Here is a 15,904-nt window from a genome sequence, read left to right on the forward strand (position 1 = left end):
CTCGGTAGGGAAGGTTGTCCGAGCGGCCGAAGGAGCTAGTCTTGAAAACTAGTGTGCGGTAACCCCGTACCAAGAGTTCGAATCTCTTACCTTCCGCGAATGGAACCCCGGTTAGCCAGTAAATGGCGAACCGGGGTTCCTTCGTTTCCGGGCCGGCGCCCACCCGTTGAAACTGTCGGAGCCCCCGCATAGGGTCTTTGCTGTTGCCATCCCTCAACAGAAAGAGTCCACCATGCCTGCACCCGAGATCACCCCCGGCGCACCCTGCTGGATCGACCTCATGACATCGGACATCACCAAAGCCCGCCAGTTCTACGGCGGGCTCTTCGGCTGGGAGTACGAGACCGGCGATGAGGAAAAATACGGCGGCTACACCACCGCCCGGAAGAACGGCAAGACCGTGGCAGGCCTCATGCAAAAAGACGCGGAACAGGCCGGCATGCCCGACGTGTGGTCCACCTACCTGCGCTCGGATGACGCAGCGGCCACCGCCGAAGCCGTCACGGCCAACGGCGGCCAGGTGTTCATGCCGCCCATGGATGTCCCGGAACAGGGCCACATGGCCATCTTCGGCGACGCCTCGGGTGCCGCCGTCGGCGTGTGGCAGCCCCGCGAAATGCACGGGTACGAACTCGTTGCCGAGCCCGGCGCTGCCGCCTGGCACGAGCTGCACACCAAGGACTACGACGCCGCCGTGAAGTTCTACCAGAACGTCTTCAACTGGGACACGGACGTTATGAGCGACACCCCCGGGTTCCGGTACACCACCCTGGGCGCCGGCGATTCGGCCAAGGCGGGCATCATGGACGCGTCAGGGTACCTGCCGGCTGAAGTTCCCTCCAACTGGCAGGTCTACTTCAATGTGGAGGACGCAGACGCCTCCATCGAGAAGGCTGTTGCGTTGGGGGCCGCGGTTCTTGACGGCCCCGAGGACTCGCCGTTCGGGCGCCTCGCGACGCTGGCCGACCCCACCGGCGCGATATTCAAGATCATCGCCTAAGTAAATTTTCCGGACAAATACCGGCCGGCAGCTTCCCTCGAAGCTACCGGCCGGTATTCTTTTGTGATGACGGACACCTGGGGGTGGCCGGTCAACCATTGCTCCTGCAACCTCGCGCCGCAGACAGCGCTACACGGGGAATCAACCCTGCGTTCATTCAGTGCTGCTTTGCTGTGCCGGACACCACCTGACCTGGGGCGGAGTCCGGCCTTGTCCTTGGGTACAACCCGGACACCATTCCATCGGGTCCCCTACCCGGGACACCCCAATGAAAGTAAGAGCGGATGCAAACCAAACCTTGGAAATTAGCGCTGGGCACAGCGCTCTCAGTGGGGCTGATCGCTGCCCCGCTGGCAACCGTGCCCGCCGTCGCGGAAGTCTCAGGGGCTGAAGCCACAGCAGAGGTCTCAGCCGCTGCCGGCACATCGGCCGTTGTCATCAATGAGGCCTACCTCAGCGGCGGCAGCGCCGGCGCGGCCTACAGAAACAAGTTCGTCGAGCTGTACAACACCTCCGACGCCCCGGTCTCCCTGGACGGCTGGTCCATCCAGTACCGCTCAGCCACCGGCAGCGCCGCGCCCACCGGTGTGGCACCCCTGACCGGTACCATTCCGGCGAAGGGCCACTTCCTTGTGAAGGGCGGCACCAACAGCGGCACGTCCACGGCCGCTGAATTGCCGGCCGCCGACGTCAATGCCACCAATCTGAACCCCTCCGGCACCACCGGCACGGTCATCCTGGCCACGCAGGCCACCGCCCTGAGCGGCCTTGCCACCGGTTCCGTCATCGGGGCGGCCGGTGTCGCCGACCTGCTGGGGTATGGCACGTCGAACACCTTCGAAACCAAGGCTGCTGCCGCCCCGGCCGGCAACACCGACGTCAAGAGCCTGAACCGCGCCGGCTTTGCGGACAGCAATGACAATTCCGCGGACTTCACACTGAAGGCCGACATCACCCCGCAGGCCTCCACCGGCGCCGTTACCCCGCCGGTTGATCCTCCCGTTGATCCGCCGACCGACCCCGCACCGGTCGGGGCAAAAACGATCGCCGAGATCCAGGGCACCGGCTCTGCCAGCCCGCTCACCGGATCAACGGTGACCACGCGTGGCAAGGTCACCGCGGCGTTCCCCACCGGCGGTTTCGCCGGTTACTACGTCCAGACCCCGGGGACCGGCGGGGACCTCACCCCGGCCAGCCAGACGGCGTCGGACGCTGTATTTGTGTACTCCCCTGCCACCGCCGGTTCCGTGCAGATCGGCGACTTCGTCGAAGTCAGCGGCACGGTGTCCGAGTTCAACGGCATGACCCAGGTCAGCGTGGTGGATGCCGCCAACCTCACCAAGCTGACGGACGCCGCGCCGGAGGTCAAGGCCACCAACTTCACGCTGCCTGCCGCTGAAACCTTCCGCGAAGCCCTCGAAGGCATGCTGCTCGCCCCTCAGGGGCCGGTCACAGTGACTGACAACTACTCCCTGAACCAGTACGGCGAAATCGGGCTCGCAGGCGGAACCACCACGCTGGTGCAGCCCACCGCCGTCGCGCCCTACGGCTCTGCCGAATACCAGGCCACCGTGGCGGACAACGCCGCCCGCGGCATCAAGCTCGACGACGGCTCCACCACCAACTTCCTCCGGGACGCCGCCACCAAGGCCCAGGTGCTTCCGTACCTGACGGCCACGGATCCCGTCCGGGTGGGCTCCCCGGTGACGTTCACAACGAATGTGGTGCTCAGCTACGCCAACAACTCCTGGAAGTTCCAGCCGCTGGCCCACCTGACCGAGGCCAACAAGGGCACCGTCCAGCCAGCCAGCTTCGGCGCCACCCGCACAGAGGCTCCGGCGGGCGTGGGCGGCAACCTGAAGATCGCCTCCTTCAACGTGCTGAACTACTTCCCCACCACAGGTGACCAGCTCGCCGGCTGCACGTTCTACGAGGACCGCGACGGCAACCCCGTCACGGTTCGCAGCGGCTGCGACGCCCGCGGCGCTGCCAACGCCGAGAACTTCAAACGCCAGCAGGACAAGATCGTTGCCGCCATCACAAAGTCCGGCGCCGATGTTGTGTCCCTGATGGAGATCGAGAACTCGGCCCAGTTCGGCAAGGACCGCGACGACGCCCTGGCCAAGCTGGTGGATTCCCTCAACATCGCCACACCCGGCATCTGGGACTACGTCCGCACGCCTGCCAATGCTCCCCCGCTGGCCGATGAAGACATGATCCGCACCGCATTTATCTTCAAGAAGGCCGTGGCGGAACCGGTCGGCGAATCCGTGATCCACAACGACACTGTCGCCTTCGCCAGCGCGCGCAAGCCGCTCGCCCAGGCCTTCAAACCTGTGGGTGCGGCCGATGACAAGACGTTCATCGCCATCGCCAACCACTTCAAGTCCAAGGGCTCCGCCGCCACACCGGAGGACACCGACATGGGCCAGGGCGCGTCCAACCTCGCCCGCACGGCCCAGGCCAAGTCACTCCTGGACTTCTCCACGAAGCTGCAGTCGGAGAAGGGAACCGCCAAGGTTTTCCTGATCGGCGATTTCAACTCCTACGCCCACGAAGACCCCATGAACGTCTTCCGGGGGGCTGGCTTCGTCAACCAGGACGAAAAAGCCAGGAACGCCGACGGCTCCGCAAAACACTCCTACCTCTTCGGCGGCCTGGTGGGTTCCCTGGACCACATCCTCGCTTCCCCGGCAGCCGATGCAGTGGTGACCGGTGCCGACATCTGGAACATTAACTCCGTAGAGTCCGTGGCGCTGGAATACAGCAGGTATAACAACAATGTGACCAACTACTATGCGCCGGACCAGTTCCGCGCCAGCGACCACGATCCCGTGGTGGTGGGCCTGGACCTGCCTGCCGGCCCGGTCACCCCGGCCAGCGTTGAGCTGAACTTCCTTGGCATCAACGATTTCCATGGCCGCATCGACGCGAACACCGTCCTGTTCGCGGGAACCGTCGAAGAGCTGCGCGCGTCCGCTCCGGGCGCCACCGCTTTCCTGTCCGCAGGGGACAACATCGGCGCTTCGCTGTTCGCCTCGGCTGTCGCCAAGGACCAGCCCACCATCGACGTGCTGAACGCCCTGGAGCTGGACGCGTCCGCCGTGGGCAACCACGAGTTCGACGGCGGCTGGGCAGACCTGCGCGACCGCGTCATTGCCGGCGGCAGCAACGCCACCTTCCCGTACCTGGGCGCCAACGTCTACACAAAAGGCACCACCGAACCGGTCCTGCCGGAGTACACGGTCCTGGAGATGGACGGTGTGAAGGTTGCCATCATCGGCACCGTCACCCAGGAAGTCCCGTCCCTGGTGACACCGGCCGGCATCACCGACCTTGAATTCGGTGATCCCGTGGACGCCATCAACCGTGTGGCAGCAAAGATCACGGCAGAGAACCTCGCCGATGTGATCGTCGTGGAAAACCACGACGGCGCCGGGTCCGGAACCCCGGAGGGTGCCACCCTGGAGCAGGAAGTGGCAGCCGGCGGCCCGTTCGCGAAGCTGGTCACCGAAACCTCCGCCGACGTGGACGCCATCTTCACGGGCCACACCCACAAGGAATACGCCTGGGACGCCCCCGTCCCCGGTGCCGGGGGCAAGACCCGGCCGATCGTCCAGACCGGCAACTACGGCGAAAACATCGGCCAGATCAAGCTCACGGTGGACACTGCCAGCAAGCAGGTCACGGCCCACACGGCGGGCAACGTCAAGCGGACCACACGCCCGGCTGAAGAGCTGAAGACCGCCTACCCGCGAGTGGCAGCGGTTGACGCGATCGTGCAGAAGGCCCTTGCGGCCGCAGCCGAGATCGGCAACCAGCCGGTGGGCGCGCTGACCGCTGATATCACCACCGCCTTCAGCCCGGACCCGGCGGGCGGACCGGCCAAACGCGATGACCGTGCCAGCGAATCCACGCTGGGCAACCTGGTTGCGGACTCCCTGCGCGACTCGCTGAGTCCTGCTGACCTCGGCGGCGCGGAAATCGGCGTCGTCAACCCCGGCGGCCTCCGCAACGAGCTGTACTACGCTCCGGACGGAACCATCACCTACGCGGAAGCCAACTCGGTCCTGCCGTTCGTGAACAACCTGTGGACCACGTCCCTGACCGGTGCCCAGTTCAAGACGCTGCTGGAGCAGCAGTGGCAGACCAACGCCGACGGCACGGTTCCCAGCCGCGCCTACCAGCAGCTGGGATTGTCCAGGAACGTCAACTACACCTACGACGCCGCCCGCGCCGCAGGTGACCGGATCACCTCGATCCGGGTGGATGGCGTCCTCATCGATCCGGCGAAGTCCTACCGGATCGGCACGTTCAGCTTCCTGGCAACCGGCGGCGACAACTTCCGGGTCTTCAAGGACGGAACCGGCACCCGGGACTCCGGCCTGGTGGACCGTGACGCCTGGATCAAATACCTCCAGGGGCACAACCCGGTGTCACCTGATTTCGCCCGACGCACCGTGGCCGTAACCAATACCACGGCGGCTGAGGTCAAGCCCGGCGATGCCATGACCCTGACCGTCAGCAAGCTGGACCTGACCTCCCTGGGCAGCCCGGTCAACACCTCCCTGGCCGCGGCATTCACCGACGCCGCCGGAACGGTGACCGATCTCGGCAGTGTTCCGGTGACCGCCGGCGCGGCCACCGTGGACCTCACGGTTCCGGCGGGGGCCGCTGCAGGACCGGGCACCCTGGTCCTCACGGCCGCCGAGTCAGGCACCGTGGTGAAAACCGCGGTTCAGGTCGGCGCCGGCGGACCGGTCCAGCCTGTCTGCACGGCCCCCGAACCGCCCACCAGGTGGTACGACATCCTGGGCTGGGTCCGTTACGGCATCGCCTGGTTCCAGTACCAGCAGTGCCTGCGCGGCTGATGCCGGCCTGATGCCGCCAGCGTTGCACCCGCTTTAGAACAGAGGTGCCCCGCCCCGACCGGAGTCCGGTCAGGACGGGGCACCTCTCTTTGTCTAGGGCCTTTTTAGGCAGGCTGCGGGACCCGTTCCGGGGCCTCCGATTCGGCAAACAAGTTGGCCGGGACGGCCAGTCCGTAGTGTTCGCGCAGAGTGCGTCCGGAGTACTCGTGCCGGAACAGGCCCCGTTCCTGCAGGATGGGCACCACCTGGTCCACAAAGATGTCCAGGCCCGAGGGCAGCACGGGCGGCATGATGTTGAAGCCGTCCGCCGCGCCCGCCTGGAACCAGTCCTGGATGGCATCCGCCACCTGCTCCGGGGTGCCGGAGAATGTCCGGTGCCCGCGGCCGCCTCCAAGCCTGCCGATCAGCTGGCGCACCGTGAGCTGCTCACGGCGCGCCAGGTTCACGATCAGCGTGTACCGGCTCTTGGCACCCTCAATCTCGTCCTCTGACGGAAGATCCGCCGGCAGCCGGGCGTCCAGCTTCAGCGATTCAGGTGCAACCCGCAGCACGTTGGCGAGCTGCCGGCGGGCGTGTTCGGGCAGGATCAGTTCGTCCAGCTCCCGCTCCAGCTTCAGGGCTTCGGCCTCGGTGGCGGCGATCACCGGAACGATGCCCGGCAGGATCTTGATGGACTGCGGGTCCCGGCCGGCCGACGTCGTCCGCTTCTTCAGGTCGGCGTAGAAGTCCTGCGCATCGGCGAGCGTCTGGTGCGCGGTGAAGACAGCCTCCGCGTACCGGGCCGCGAAGTCCTTGCCGTTCTCGGAGGAGCCGGCCTGCACAATCACGGGGTGCCCCTGGGCGGACCTGGGGACGTCGAGGGCGCCTTCCACCTGGAAATGCCGGCCTTCATGGTTGACCGCGTGCACGCGGGAACTGTCGGCCCACACGCCGGCGCCCTTGTCCGCCACGACGGCATCGTCTTCCCAGCTGTCCCAGAGTTTCTTCGCCACGTCCAGGAACTCTGCGGCCCGCTCATACCGCTGCGAGTGCGCGGGCTGGCCGGCGAGGGAGAAGTTCCGGGCGGCCGCGTCACCCGCTGTGGTCACAACGTTCCATCCCGCCCTGCCGCCGCTGATGTGGTCCACGGAGGCAAAGCGCCGGGCCAGGTTGTACGGCTCGTTGTACGTGGTGGAGGCGGTGGCGATGAGCCCGATCCGCTCGGTGACCGCCGCGATGGCGGCGAGCAGCACCGTGGGCTCGAGGCTGGTGTACGGCCGCTGGCCCACGTTTCCGTGCAGCACCGGCGAATCGGCGAAGAAGATCGAGTCCAGTTTGCCGCGCTCGGCCGTCTGTGCCAGCTTCTGGAAATGCTGCACGTCCGTGCCGGCGCGGCTGTTGCTCTCGGGCAGCCGCCACGACGCCTCGTGGTGGCCGGTGCTCATCAGGAACGCGTTCAGGTGCAACTGCCGGGGGCCGCTCTCTGCCGCGCTCATGCGTGGACCCCAGCGGCTTCGCCGGCAGAGGCAGAGGGCACGACGACAGTCTCGGAGTACGCGGACGAGTCACCTTTGAGGGAGGTGCTGCTGCGGCCGTCCACTCCGCGGGGAACGTCACCGGCGATGGTCACGCGGTTCAGTTGGCGGGGCTGGCCGTCATAGTTGGCCGGTGCGTAGTGCTGGGTGATGCGGTTGTCGAAGAGCACCAGCTGGTCCGGCTCCCAGTTCACGCGCACCACGTTCTCCGGGCGGGTGATGTAGGCCTGCAGGAGGCGCAGGATGTCCTTGGATTCGGTGTTGGAAAGCCCCACGATCCGCAGCCGCTGCGCGAAGCCGCCGACGAACAGGCCCCGCTCCCCCGTCAGCGGGTGGACGCGGACCACGGGGTGGGCGGATTCGAAGTGGATCCTGGTGAATTCCTTCCGCCGTTCGTCGGCGTTGGCGTGTTCCAGGTTCTTGGGCACCGAGTAGTCGTAGTCGTTGGTGTGGATGGCCCAGAGGGTGTCCGCGAAGTTCCGCAGTTCCTCCGGCAGGTCCTGGTAGGCGCCGGCCGAGGACGCGATCAGGGTTTCGCCGCCGTAGGCCGGCAGGGTGATGCTGCGGAGGGTGGAGGCCTGCGGCGGGTTGACCACAAACGTGACGTCGGTGTGCCAGTTGTTCGCGCTGCCATTTTCGCTGTCCACGGGCAGGACCGCGGGCTTGCCGTCCACGGAGGCAACTGTGGGGTGGGCCTTGGTGAGCGGGCCGAAGCGGCTGGCGAAGCGCACCTGGTCCTCGTCGGTGCGGATGTTGGCGTTGCGGAAGACCAGGGCCTTGTGGACATTCAGGGCTTCGCGGATCTGTGCCACCGTGTCCTCGGACAGGTCTGCGCTGAGGTCCAGGCCCCGGATTTCGGCGCCGATGCGGGAGCCCAGTTTGGTGAAGTCGAGCGTGGCTTCGGTAGCGACGTTGGTTTCGGTGATGACAGTCATGGAGTATTCCTTTGCAGTATCAGAAGGGCGGTTCAAAGATCGGGAGCTAGGAGGTGGAGCCGACGGCGGTGCGCCACTTGGAGAAGTGCCGTTCCAGGGCCACGAGCAGGACGTTGACCACCAGGCCCAGGACCGAGACGGTCAGGATGCCGGCGTACATGTCCGGGATCAGGAAGCTCATCTGGGAATTGACGATCAGGTAGCCCAGCCCGGCTTTGGCGCCCACCATTTCGGCGGCGATCAGCACCAGGATGGACGAGGTTCCGGCCATCCTGATGCCGGTGAAGATGGTGGGGACCGCGGAGGGCAGGATCACCTTCTGGAAGAGCCGGAAGCTGTTCAGGCCCAGGGACTTCGCGGCCCGGATCAGCAGCGGATCCACGGTCCGCACACCGGCGATGGTGTTCAGCAGGACCGGGAAGAACGCCGCGTAGGCCACGATGGTGATCTTGGATTCCTCGCCGATCCCCAGCAGCAGCGTGAACACCGGCAACAGTGCCAACGTGGCAGTGTTGCGGAAGAGTTCCAAAAGCGGGTTCAGGAACGAATTCAGCCAGCCGTACCAGGCGATCAGGAGCCCCAGCACCACGGCGGACACCACGGCGATCCCGAACCCGGACACGGAGCGGGTGAGGCTGGCCTGCAGGTGGCTTTGCAGCTGGCCGTTTTCCACCAGCTTCACGCCAGCGTCAATGACCTCGTGGAGCGGCGGCAGGAACACCCGGGTGGCCGGGCTGGCCAGGTAGGTCGGCCCGAACTCCCACAGCGCCAGGAACAGCAGCACCGCGAGCGACTTCCAGCCCGCCCGGCCGGCGGCCCCCGCGAAGGCACGCAGTCCGGCAGCCGCCGTCGTCCGCTCTCCGTGGTCCTTCCGCGAGGGTCCCGGCCGCGCTGGTTCGGGTGAACGTTCGACGGCGGCAGCCGCCTCTTGGGGTCGGGTCAACACAGCGCTCATCAGGCTGCGCTCCTTTCCAGGGGCTGTTCGTCGGGGGCGGTTCCATCGGGCAGGATTTTGCGGTGGCCGGAATCCTGGGCGAGGCGGACCTCGTTGTGCAGGAGGGACCACACGTGGTGCCGATGTTCCACAAAGGCGGGATGCGAGCGGATGTCCGCGTCGCCGTCGCGGTCCGGGATGTTGATGTCCACGATCTCCTTGAGCCGGCCGGGGCGGGCACTGAGCACCGCCACCCGCTGCCCGAGGTAGACGGCTTCATCGATGCCGTGGGTGATGAAGATGATGGTTTTGCCCGTGGCCTTCCAGATTTTCAGCAGCTCGTCCTGGAGCTGTTCACGGGTCTGCGCGTCCAGGGCGGCGAACGGCTCGTCCATCAGCAGAATGTCCGGCTCATAGGCGAGGCCTCGTGCAATGGCCACGCGCTGCTTCATACCGCCGGATAATTCATGGGGATACCGGTCCTCGAAACCGGCCAGGCCCACCAGGTCAAGGAATTCACTGGCCTTGGCCGCTCTTTCCTTCGTGGACAGCCCGGTGTTCTCCAGTCCGATGGAGACGTTGGCCGATGCCGTGCGCCAGGGGAACAGTGCGTACTGCTGGAAGACCACGGCGCGGTCCTGGCCCGGCCCCGTCACTTCCTTGCCGTCCACCAGCACCTTCCCCGAAGTGGGCCGGGAAAGCCCTGCGAGCAGGTCCAGGAGTGTTGTCTTGCCGGAGCCGCTGGGCCCTACCAACGTGACGAATTCGCCGGCGGCCACGTCCAGGCTGAGGTCATCCAGTGCTGTCAGGACGGACGGCCCTTCCAGGCGGCGGCCGCCCTTACCCGGGCCCTTGCCTGCGCCTTTGCCCGGGCGGATAACGAATTCCTTGGTGACGTTGTGGAGGCTGATCTTGGGGGTCATCGTCTATCCCTTCGAGGTTGCAGGAGCGTCGGCGGTGGCCAGGCCGTTGAACTCGTTGGTGTAGAGCTTCTTGGTGTCCAGTTCGCCGCTGATGATTCCCGCGGATTTCAGGTAGTCGGCCCAGCGGGTGAAATCGGTGTCCTTGATCCGGCCACCCGGCGAGGCAACGCCTACGCTCTTCCAGTACTTCAGCGCCTCTGTGCTCTCGTTGCGGCCTCGCTTGGCGATGATTTCCTCGAACTTGGCAATGACCTGTTCCCGCGGGGTGGTGCGCTCCCACTCGATGGCCTTCGCGACGCCGGTGACCACGGTCCTGCTGGTTTCCGGGTTCTTCGCGATGAAGTCGTTCCGGAGAACGTACTGGCCGGCGTCGAACGGGCCACCGATCACCCCGGTATCCGTGAACAGTGCCCGCACGCCGCCTTCGGCGAGCGCCCGGTCCTGGAGCACGCCGCCGAGCGTCCCGACGTCAACCTGCTTCTTGCGGAGGGCCACTTCAGTTTCGTTCGGCGGCACCACCACCAGCTGCACCTGCTTGATCTCCTCTGGCGTGAGACCGCTGTTTTTCAGGTGGGTGGTGATCACTGCTTCGTGGTGGGCGCCGAGGGTGTTCACGGCGATCTTCTTGCCGATCAGGTCCTTCGCCGTCCGGATGGGGCTGCCTTCCTCCACGTAGTAGCCGGTGAAGGTTTCCTTATCCTCGCCGTAGTAGTTGATGACGGCCTGGACGGGGGCGCCGGCCTCGATCAGTTTGATCACCGCACCGGTGAAGGCTCCCCCGATGTCCGTCTGGTCGGTGGCGACGGACTGGATGCTCTGCGGGCCGCTGGTGGTGTTGCTGACCCACTCGAGCTTCACGTCGCCGAGGTAGCCGAGGTCCTCGGCGACTTCCAGCAGGGCGACGGTGTTGGGTGACCCCTGGTAACGGACCGTCTTCACCTCGGCGCCACCGGAACTGCTGCCGGCGGCGCCGGGCTGGGCCGTCGCTGCGCCGCCGCAACCGGTCAGCACCAGCGAGAGCGCCAGGGTGGCAACGGCAGCTGCGATGCCTGCAGTCCTGCGTGCTGCCCGGCCGGCTGCCTTGTGTGCCTGGCTGGCTGCGGCATGTGCCGCTGGTGGGGATGGGTTTCGGTTTGTCATGGCGGAATCTTCCTGGCCTGGTGGTTGGAACCGGCGGCGGGGGGTCCGGCCGGCTGGCTTGTGGCAACCACTAGAACAGAGAAAAATCGGCGGCAAAAGGGCTTCGTTCACGGCGCGAAATGGCGGGAAACGGCAGGAAATAGCGGGAAATCAGCGGTCACAGGCCGCAGCGCGGCGTATTGTTCCGACTCGAGGGCACGCTGCGGGACGCATGGCGAAACGTTGAGCCATCAGGGGTAAAGCAACCGGGTAACGCGCTGTCATGGCTGGCCACAGGGCGACGCTTCTGCGACGTCCAATGACATGTCAGTCCACCCCCGGATGCTGCGCAGGCACCGCACCTGCCGATGAAGTCAAGTCACAGGATCCAGAGCTGACAACGCCCGGGTGGAGGCTGGCGAACATTTCTGCAACACCTTCGACGCAAAGTTTAAATAAAATTGCTTGAGTAATGCCTTCATACTGTGGACGCTGCCCGTTTCTGGGCGTACGCTCCGAGTGGCGGCCCAAGCCGCGCCACTTCGGCAGTGCCTGTCTCAGCAGCCGAACTAGATTTTCGCCGCTGGTCTCGCGGCTCCCCGTCTTAACCGCAACGCTTCCAGCCACACGTCAACTTTGAGCTTCGGGGGCAGTTGCCCCATGGGGAAGGCAACACTGTGAATCATTCTCTGCCCATCACCAGGCGTGACCAACGCAGGACCACCGCCCGGCGCACAGCACCGACGACCATAGGGGCTGCGGCCGCTGTCGTCGCGCTGTTCGCCTGGATGGCGGGCTTCACCCCTGCCTATGCGGCAGACGCCCCGGTGGGCCTGGGAACTGCGGGGCGCTATTCAGTCCTCGGCGGGCAAACGGTTACGAACACTGGTCCGACCATCCTCAACGGGGATCTTGGCGTGAGCCCACTGGATGCGGTCACCGGATTCCCGCCAGGCCAGGTGCTGGGCACCGTTCACGCCGCCGACGCCAACGCGGCTCAGGCACAATCCGATCTCACCATTGCCTACAACGATGCGGCCGGGCGCCCTTCCAGCGCCTCAGCAGGCGTCTTCGTCAACGAGACGCTGCTCCCCGGCGTGTATACGGCCGGCTCTGCGCTGGCCCTTAACGGGGCATTGACGCTCGACGGACAAGGCAATGCCAACTCGGTTTTCATATTTCAGGCCGGATCAACGCTGACCACCGCATCGGGCAGCAGTATTGTCCTGACCAACGGCGCGCAGGCCTGCAATATCTTTTGGCAGGTGGGCAGCTCCGCGACTCTGGGAACCGGGACCAGCTTCAAGGGCAACATCTTGGCCTTGACGTCCATCTCGGTCACCACAGGTGTCACTATTGAGGGCCGGGCGCTGGCCCGTAACGGCTCCGTCACCTTGGATTCGAACGTGTTCACCGCCCCCGGCTGCGCTGCCACGCCGACCGGGACGTCCACCGTCACGCCGACGCAGTCGGCCACTGGCACCCCAATACAATCAACCACTGCTTTGCCCACCCAAACCGCGACGGCGGCCGGCACGGCAACCCAGTCGGCCACGCTCACACCCACCTCGACTGGCACCCCGGCTTTGAGCGGAACCACCACGACGCAGCCCACTACGTCGCAGACAAGCGGTGCGCCTCTTGAAACCTCAGCAACGACGCCAGCTAACGGCTCACCGCTTGCGGACACCGGCACGGGGGCGGCCCGAAACAACGGCGTGAACATAGACTCCGCTGCCAACGCCCCGGCAACTTCGGCACTCTTAGTCGGAGTCGCTGCAGCCCTCACCGCCTTGGCTGCCGCGATCTATCTCGGCTGGAGTCTGCTGATCCCGGCCCGACGCCGGGCGGACTGAATCCGCCAGCAACGGCCGGTAGCAACATGAAAACGTACCCTGGCAGGGAGCAACGGTGCCAATAACCGGCCGGCGCCGCACCAACTCCGCGGCGCCGGCCTGTCCCGACTCACGACGGGGAAGGTTTCTGACGGCGTGGGGGCTGCTCGGAGCAGCTGTGCTGACGCTTGCCATCCTTGGCCTGGACCCGCTGCAGCCACCGGCTTCCGCTCCGGTACCGGATCGTCCCGTGATCAGCCAACAGGACGTCGGCACACCCGAGATCACTGTCTCCGAGGCACCCGAGGCGGTAAATGCACCAACGCATATCCATTACCCGGCCGCGGAGATGGACCAGGCAGTCCTTCCGCTCTCATCAACCGACCAGGATAGCGGAGCGGGATCCCTAACGCCGCCGCAGACGCTGGAGGCGTATTGGCTCACTGCGTACGGCAGCCCCGGACTGGGTTCGACCAACACCACCTACATTGTGGGGCACAGTTCGGATGTCCTCGACTCCGCCTTCAATAACTTCAGCTCCCAGGCCAGGGTTGGCGATCAACTGACCATCACTACCGCCGACGGCCCCCGGCTCTATCAGGTCCATACGGTCAGCACCGAAAATAAGAACACGCTCAAGGACAGCCACATCTGGGCCAAGGTGCCTGGTGGGCTTGTCCTGGTCAGTTGCCACACGTCCGATCTCTGGGGAACGAACATCATCATCGAAGCCAGCCCGGTGAACCCAACGGCTAACGCAGGTCAAGACGGCCGGGTCAGTAGCCCAGGACGGCCTGGGCGATTTCGTCCGCATCGCGGAGTGTCCGTTGCCCGCTCGCATAGGCGGGGCCACCCGGCTGGAAGGCTTCGGCAGCGATAGCCGTGCCCCATTGGTTCGAGGAGAGCTGCAGGCCCAGCACATACAGCCCTTCGCCCACCGAGCCGTTCGCGGACACCGGACGGTACGGATGCGCGGTGACCTCCAACCCGGTCGATTGGACCGGGGCGCCCTCCGCCGTCATCATCAGCCGGGGCCGCACCAGACCGTCCGCGAGGAGCTGCTGCAGGAGCGGTGAATCATTGGCGGAGACCCGGTTGCCGGGCGCCAAGGCCTCCACCATCGTCGTCGCCGTCATTGGCGGGCTGCCCACCCACGGTGACACAGCGGTGAATCTGCCCGCCCGGCGATCCACACTGAAACGGGGGTCGGGCCCCACAAAACTGACCACTCCGGCGCGCGCCAGGGCGGCCAGCTGCTCGGAGCGCAGCGCAGGCGGCCCGCTGGCCAGCCCTTCCACGAACGATTCAAACCAGCCACGGAGTCCGGCCACCCAGGACTCATCGGTGATGCCGCCGTCGGCCACGGCCGTTTTCAGAACAGCACGCCCGTGGTGCAGCGCCCCGATTGCCATCTTCACCGGGTCCTGCTCACCGAGCGCGGAGCGGCGCGCGTCATCCATGAGGTAATCGACGACGGCGGCGTCCAGTTCAGCGCGCGAGGCAAACGACCGCCCGGACAAGGGGGCGGCCAGGCCCAGCAGATCCAGCCGGTGCCGCGGCACGACGTGCACGGCCAGGACACTCTCCACCGCGTCTTCCCAGTGGGTTGAGCTGTGGGCGTGCGGCCGCAGTGCCTCGTCCAGGGCGTCCAGGAAGGTCTCCTGGTCCGGGACGGCCCCGGGCTGCGAGCGCACCAGGGTGGAGTAGTACGCCCAGAGAACGTCACGGTGCAGCAGCGGCCAGAGGTCGTGGTCGAAGCCCGGGCGGATCCCGGCGGACCCGAACCGCTCCAGGGCGGCGTCGGTAAGATAGCGCAACGTGACCGACGACGGGTAGTAGCCGTCCAGCGCAGCCTTGGCACGGTACGGGGTTCCGCGGCGGGAGGCGGCGACGATCAGCGGCTCCTGGCCCGACGGCTGGTACTCGAGCCGCGGTCCGGCGTCGATGAACTTTCCGTCACGGCCCTCAGTGAGCTGGCCCATCACGTCGAAGAAGTTCAGCCCCATGCCCCGGACCAGGACCGGCTCGCCCGCCGGGATCGCGGACCAGTCCACATCCGCGGGCACAGCCGGAGGGAAGTAGCGCAGGCCCAACTGCCCGGCTGATGCCTGCAGTTCACGCTGCTCGATGTTGAGCCTGGAAGGGATATGTCCGAGCGCGAGGACCACCGAATCGGCAGTGAGGGAAGCGCCGCCGGCAAGTCCGACGTCGAACGCGGTACCTCCGTCTGCCGAGGCACGCACCGACAAGGCCTCCGTTTCGTGGAAAACGATCGTGACGCCGTCGGGAAGCCGGCCCAGCAGCTCCTCCACGGTGCAGCGGAGATAGCGGCCGTAAAGGGCACGGCTGGGAAAATCCCGTGAGTCCAGGGCGGCCAGTTCGGCGAGCTCCTCCGGCGACAGGGACGGCAACGGGTTAAGCAGCTGCCCGGCACGCCAGCGGTCGAAGGTAGTGCCGGCAACGGGCGGAGCGAGCCTGGGATCCTCGGGAATGACTGTGGGGTAGAAGGCCTGGGTGTTCATGAGGTACAGCCGGGACTGTCCGGGTTGCCAGACGTGCCCCGGCCCCGCCGGATAGGGGTCGATGACGTCGATGTGGACTGCCACCGGGCCGGTCTGGGCGGCGGCGTGGGCGATCAGGCGCTCCAGGACGCTGGTACCCCGCGGGCCTGCGCCAATGATGGCCACCCTGATGCTCGACGATTTACCCACGGCATACAGAGTATCGGCACGGGCCTGCACCGCTTGACTTGCTGCCGTGCGCAGATGTTGTT

General features: G+C 66.1%; 10 protein-coding genes and 1 tRNA gene. 5 read left to right on the top strand and 6 right to left on the bottom strand.

The window, feature by feature from the left end; all coding sequences use genetic code 11:
- Positions 1–8: 8 nt before the first annotated feature.
- The 3 genes from GUV69_RS10995 to GUV69_RS11005 all read left to right on the top strand — a co-directional run bounded on the left by GUV69_RS10995 (position 9) and on the right by GUV69_RS11005 (position 5,871).
- A tRNA-Ser gene (locus tag GUV69_RS10995) sits at positions 9–96 on the top strand.
- A 136-nt stretch (positions 97–232) separates the two neighbouring features.
- A complete protein-coding gene (locus GUV69_RS11000; RefSeq protein WP_164202279.1) occupies positions 233–1,000 on the top strand; it encodes a VOC family protein in 768 nt (255 codons plus the stop codon).
- A 284-nt stretch (positions 1,001–1,284) separates the two neighbouring features.
- Entirely contained in the window at positions 1,285–5,871 is a 4,587-nt protein-coding gene (locus tag GUV69_RS11005; protein WP_164202281.1) for an ExeM/NucH family extracellular endonuclease, read from the top strand.
- A 104-nt stretch (positions 5,872–5,975) separates the two neighbouring features.
- Here the strand turns inward: GUV69_RS11005 and GUV69_RS11010 are convergent, their stop codons facing one another.
- From GUV69_RS11010 to GUV69_RS11030, 5 genes are read right to left on the bottom strand one after another with little or no spacing between them, the layout of a single operon-like run.
- Positions 5,976–7,346 (bottom strand): LLM class flavin-dependent oxidoreductase, encoded by a 1,371-nt coding sequence (locus tag GUV69_RS11010; RefSeq protein WP_164202283.1) that lies wholly within the window; start codon positions 7,344–7,346, stop codon positions 5,976–5,978.
- On the bottom strand, positions 7,343–8,320 hold the full coding sequence (locus tag GUV69_RS11015; RefSeq protein WP_164202285.1) for a TauD/TfdA dioxygenase family protein: 978 nt from the start codon (positions 8,318–8,320) through the stop codon (positions 7,343–7,345). Before GUV69_RS11015 ends, GUV69_RS11010 begins: the two co-directional genes overlap by 4 nt.
- Before the next feature lie 46 nt (positions 8,321–8,366).
- A complete protein-coding gene (locus GUV69_RS11020) occupies positions 8,367–9,275 on the bottom strand; it encodes an ABC transporter permease (RefSeq protein ID WP_164202287.1) in 909 nt (302 codons plus the stop codon).
- On the bottom strand, positions 9,275–10,177 hold the full coding sequence (locus GUV69_RS11025) for an ABC transporter ATP-binding protein (protein WP_164202289.1): 903 nt from the start codon (positions 10,175–10,177) through the stop codon (positions 9,275–9,277). The genes GUV69_RS11020 and GUV69_RS11025 overlap by 1 nt, the downstream gene beginning before the upstream one ends.
- A 3-nt stretch (positions 10,178–10,180) precedes the next feature.
- The gene (locus GUV69_RS11030) at positions 10,181–11,317 is read right to left on the bottom strand and encodes an ABC transporter substrate-binding protein (protein WP_244292698.1); all 1,137 of its coding nucleotides are present in this window, start codon (positions 11,315–11,317) and stop codon (positions 10,181–10,183) included.
- Positions 11,318–11,973: 656 nt separating this feature from the next.
- On the opposite strand from GUV69_RS11030, the gene GUV69_RS11035 reads away from it, so the two are divergent.
- Positions 11,974–13,152: an ice-binding family protein gene (locus tag GUV69_RS11035; RefSeq protein ID WP_208786632.1), complete on the top strand. Its 1,179-nt coding sequence runs from the start codon at positions 11,974–11,976 to the stop codon at positions 13,150–13,152.
- Between the two features lie 328 nt (positions 13,153–13,480).
- Complete coding sequence (locus tag GUV69_RS23260; protein ID WP_244292856.1) at positions 13,481–14,011, top strand: sortase domain-containing protein; 531 nt, start codon at positions 13,481–13,483, stop codon at positions 14,009–14,011.
- Here the strand turns inward: GUV69_RS23260 and GUV69_RS11040 are convergent.
- Complete coding sequence (locus GUV69_RS11040; protein WP_164202291.1) at positions 13,908–15,842, bottom strand: FAD/NAD(P)-binding protein; 1,935 nt, start codon at positions 15,840–15,842, stop codon at positions 13,908–13,910. The genes GUV69_RS23260 and GUV69_RS11040 overlap by 104 nt on opposite strands.
- Between the last annotated feature and the right edge of the window lie 62 nt (positions 15,843–15,904).

Origin of the sequence: [Micrococcus luteus] ATCC 49442, from assembly GCF_010367585.1 — a bacterium.
GTDB classification, from domain to species: Bacteria; Actinomycetota; Actinomycetes; order Actinomycetales; family Micrococcaceae; genus Arthrobacter; species Arthrobacter luteus_A.

Bases quoted from the DNA above. Each gene is read 5' to 3' on its own strand.
- GUV69_RS11000 (WP_164202279.1), top strand. From the start codon at position 233: ATGCCTGCACCCGAGATCACCCCCGGCGCACCCTGCTGGATCGACCTC.
- GUV69_RS11005 (WP_164202281.1), top strand. From the start codon at position 1,285: ATGCAAACCAAACCTTGGAAATTAGCGCTGGGCACAGCGCTCTCAGTG.
- GUV69_RS11010 (WP_164202283.1), bottom strand. From the start codon at position 7,346: ATGAGCGCGGCAGAGAGCGGCCCCCGGCAGTTGCACCTGAACGCGTTC.
- GUV69_RS11015 (WP_164202285.1), bottom strand. From the start codon at position 8,320: ATGACTGTCATCACCGAAACCAACGTCGCTACCGAAGCCACGCTCGAC.
- GUV69_RS11020 (WP_164202287.1), bottom strand. From the start codon at position 9,275: ATGAGCGCTGTGTTGACCCGACCCCAAGAGGCGGCTGCCGCCGTCGAA.
- GUV69_RS11025 (WP_164202289.1), bottom strand. From the start codon at position 10,177: ATGACCCCCAAGATCAGCCTCCACAACGTCACCAAGGAATTCGTTATC.
- GUV69_RS11030 (WP_244292698.1), bottom strand. From the start codon at position 11,317: ATGACAAACCGAAACCCATCCCCACCAGCGGCACATGCCGCAGCCAGC.
- GUV69_RS23260 (WP_244292856.1), top strand. From the start codon at position 13,481: ATGGACCAGGCAGTCCTTCCGCTCTCATCAACCGACCAGGATAGCGGA.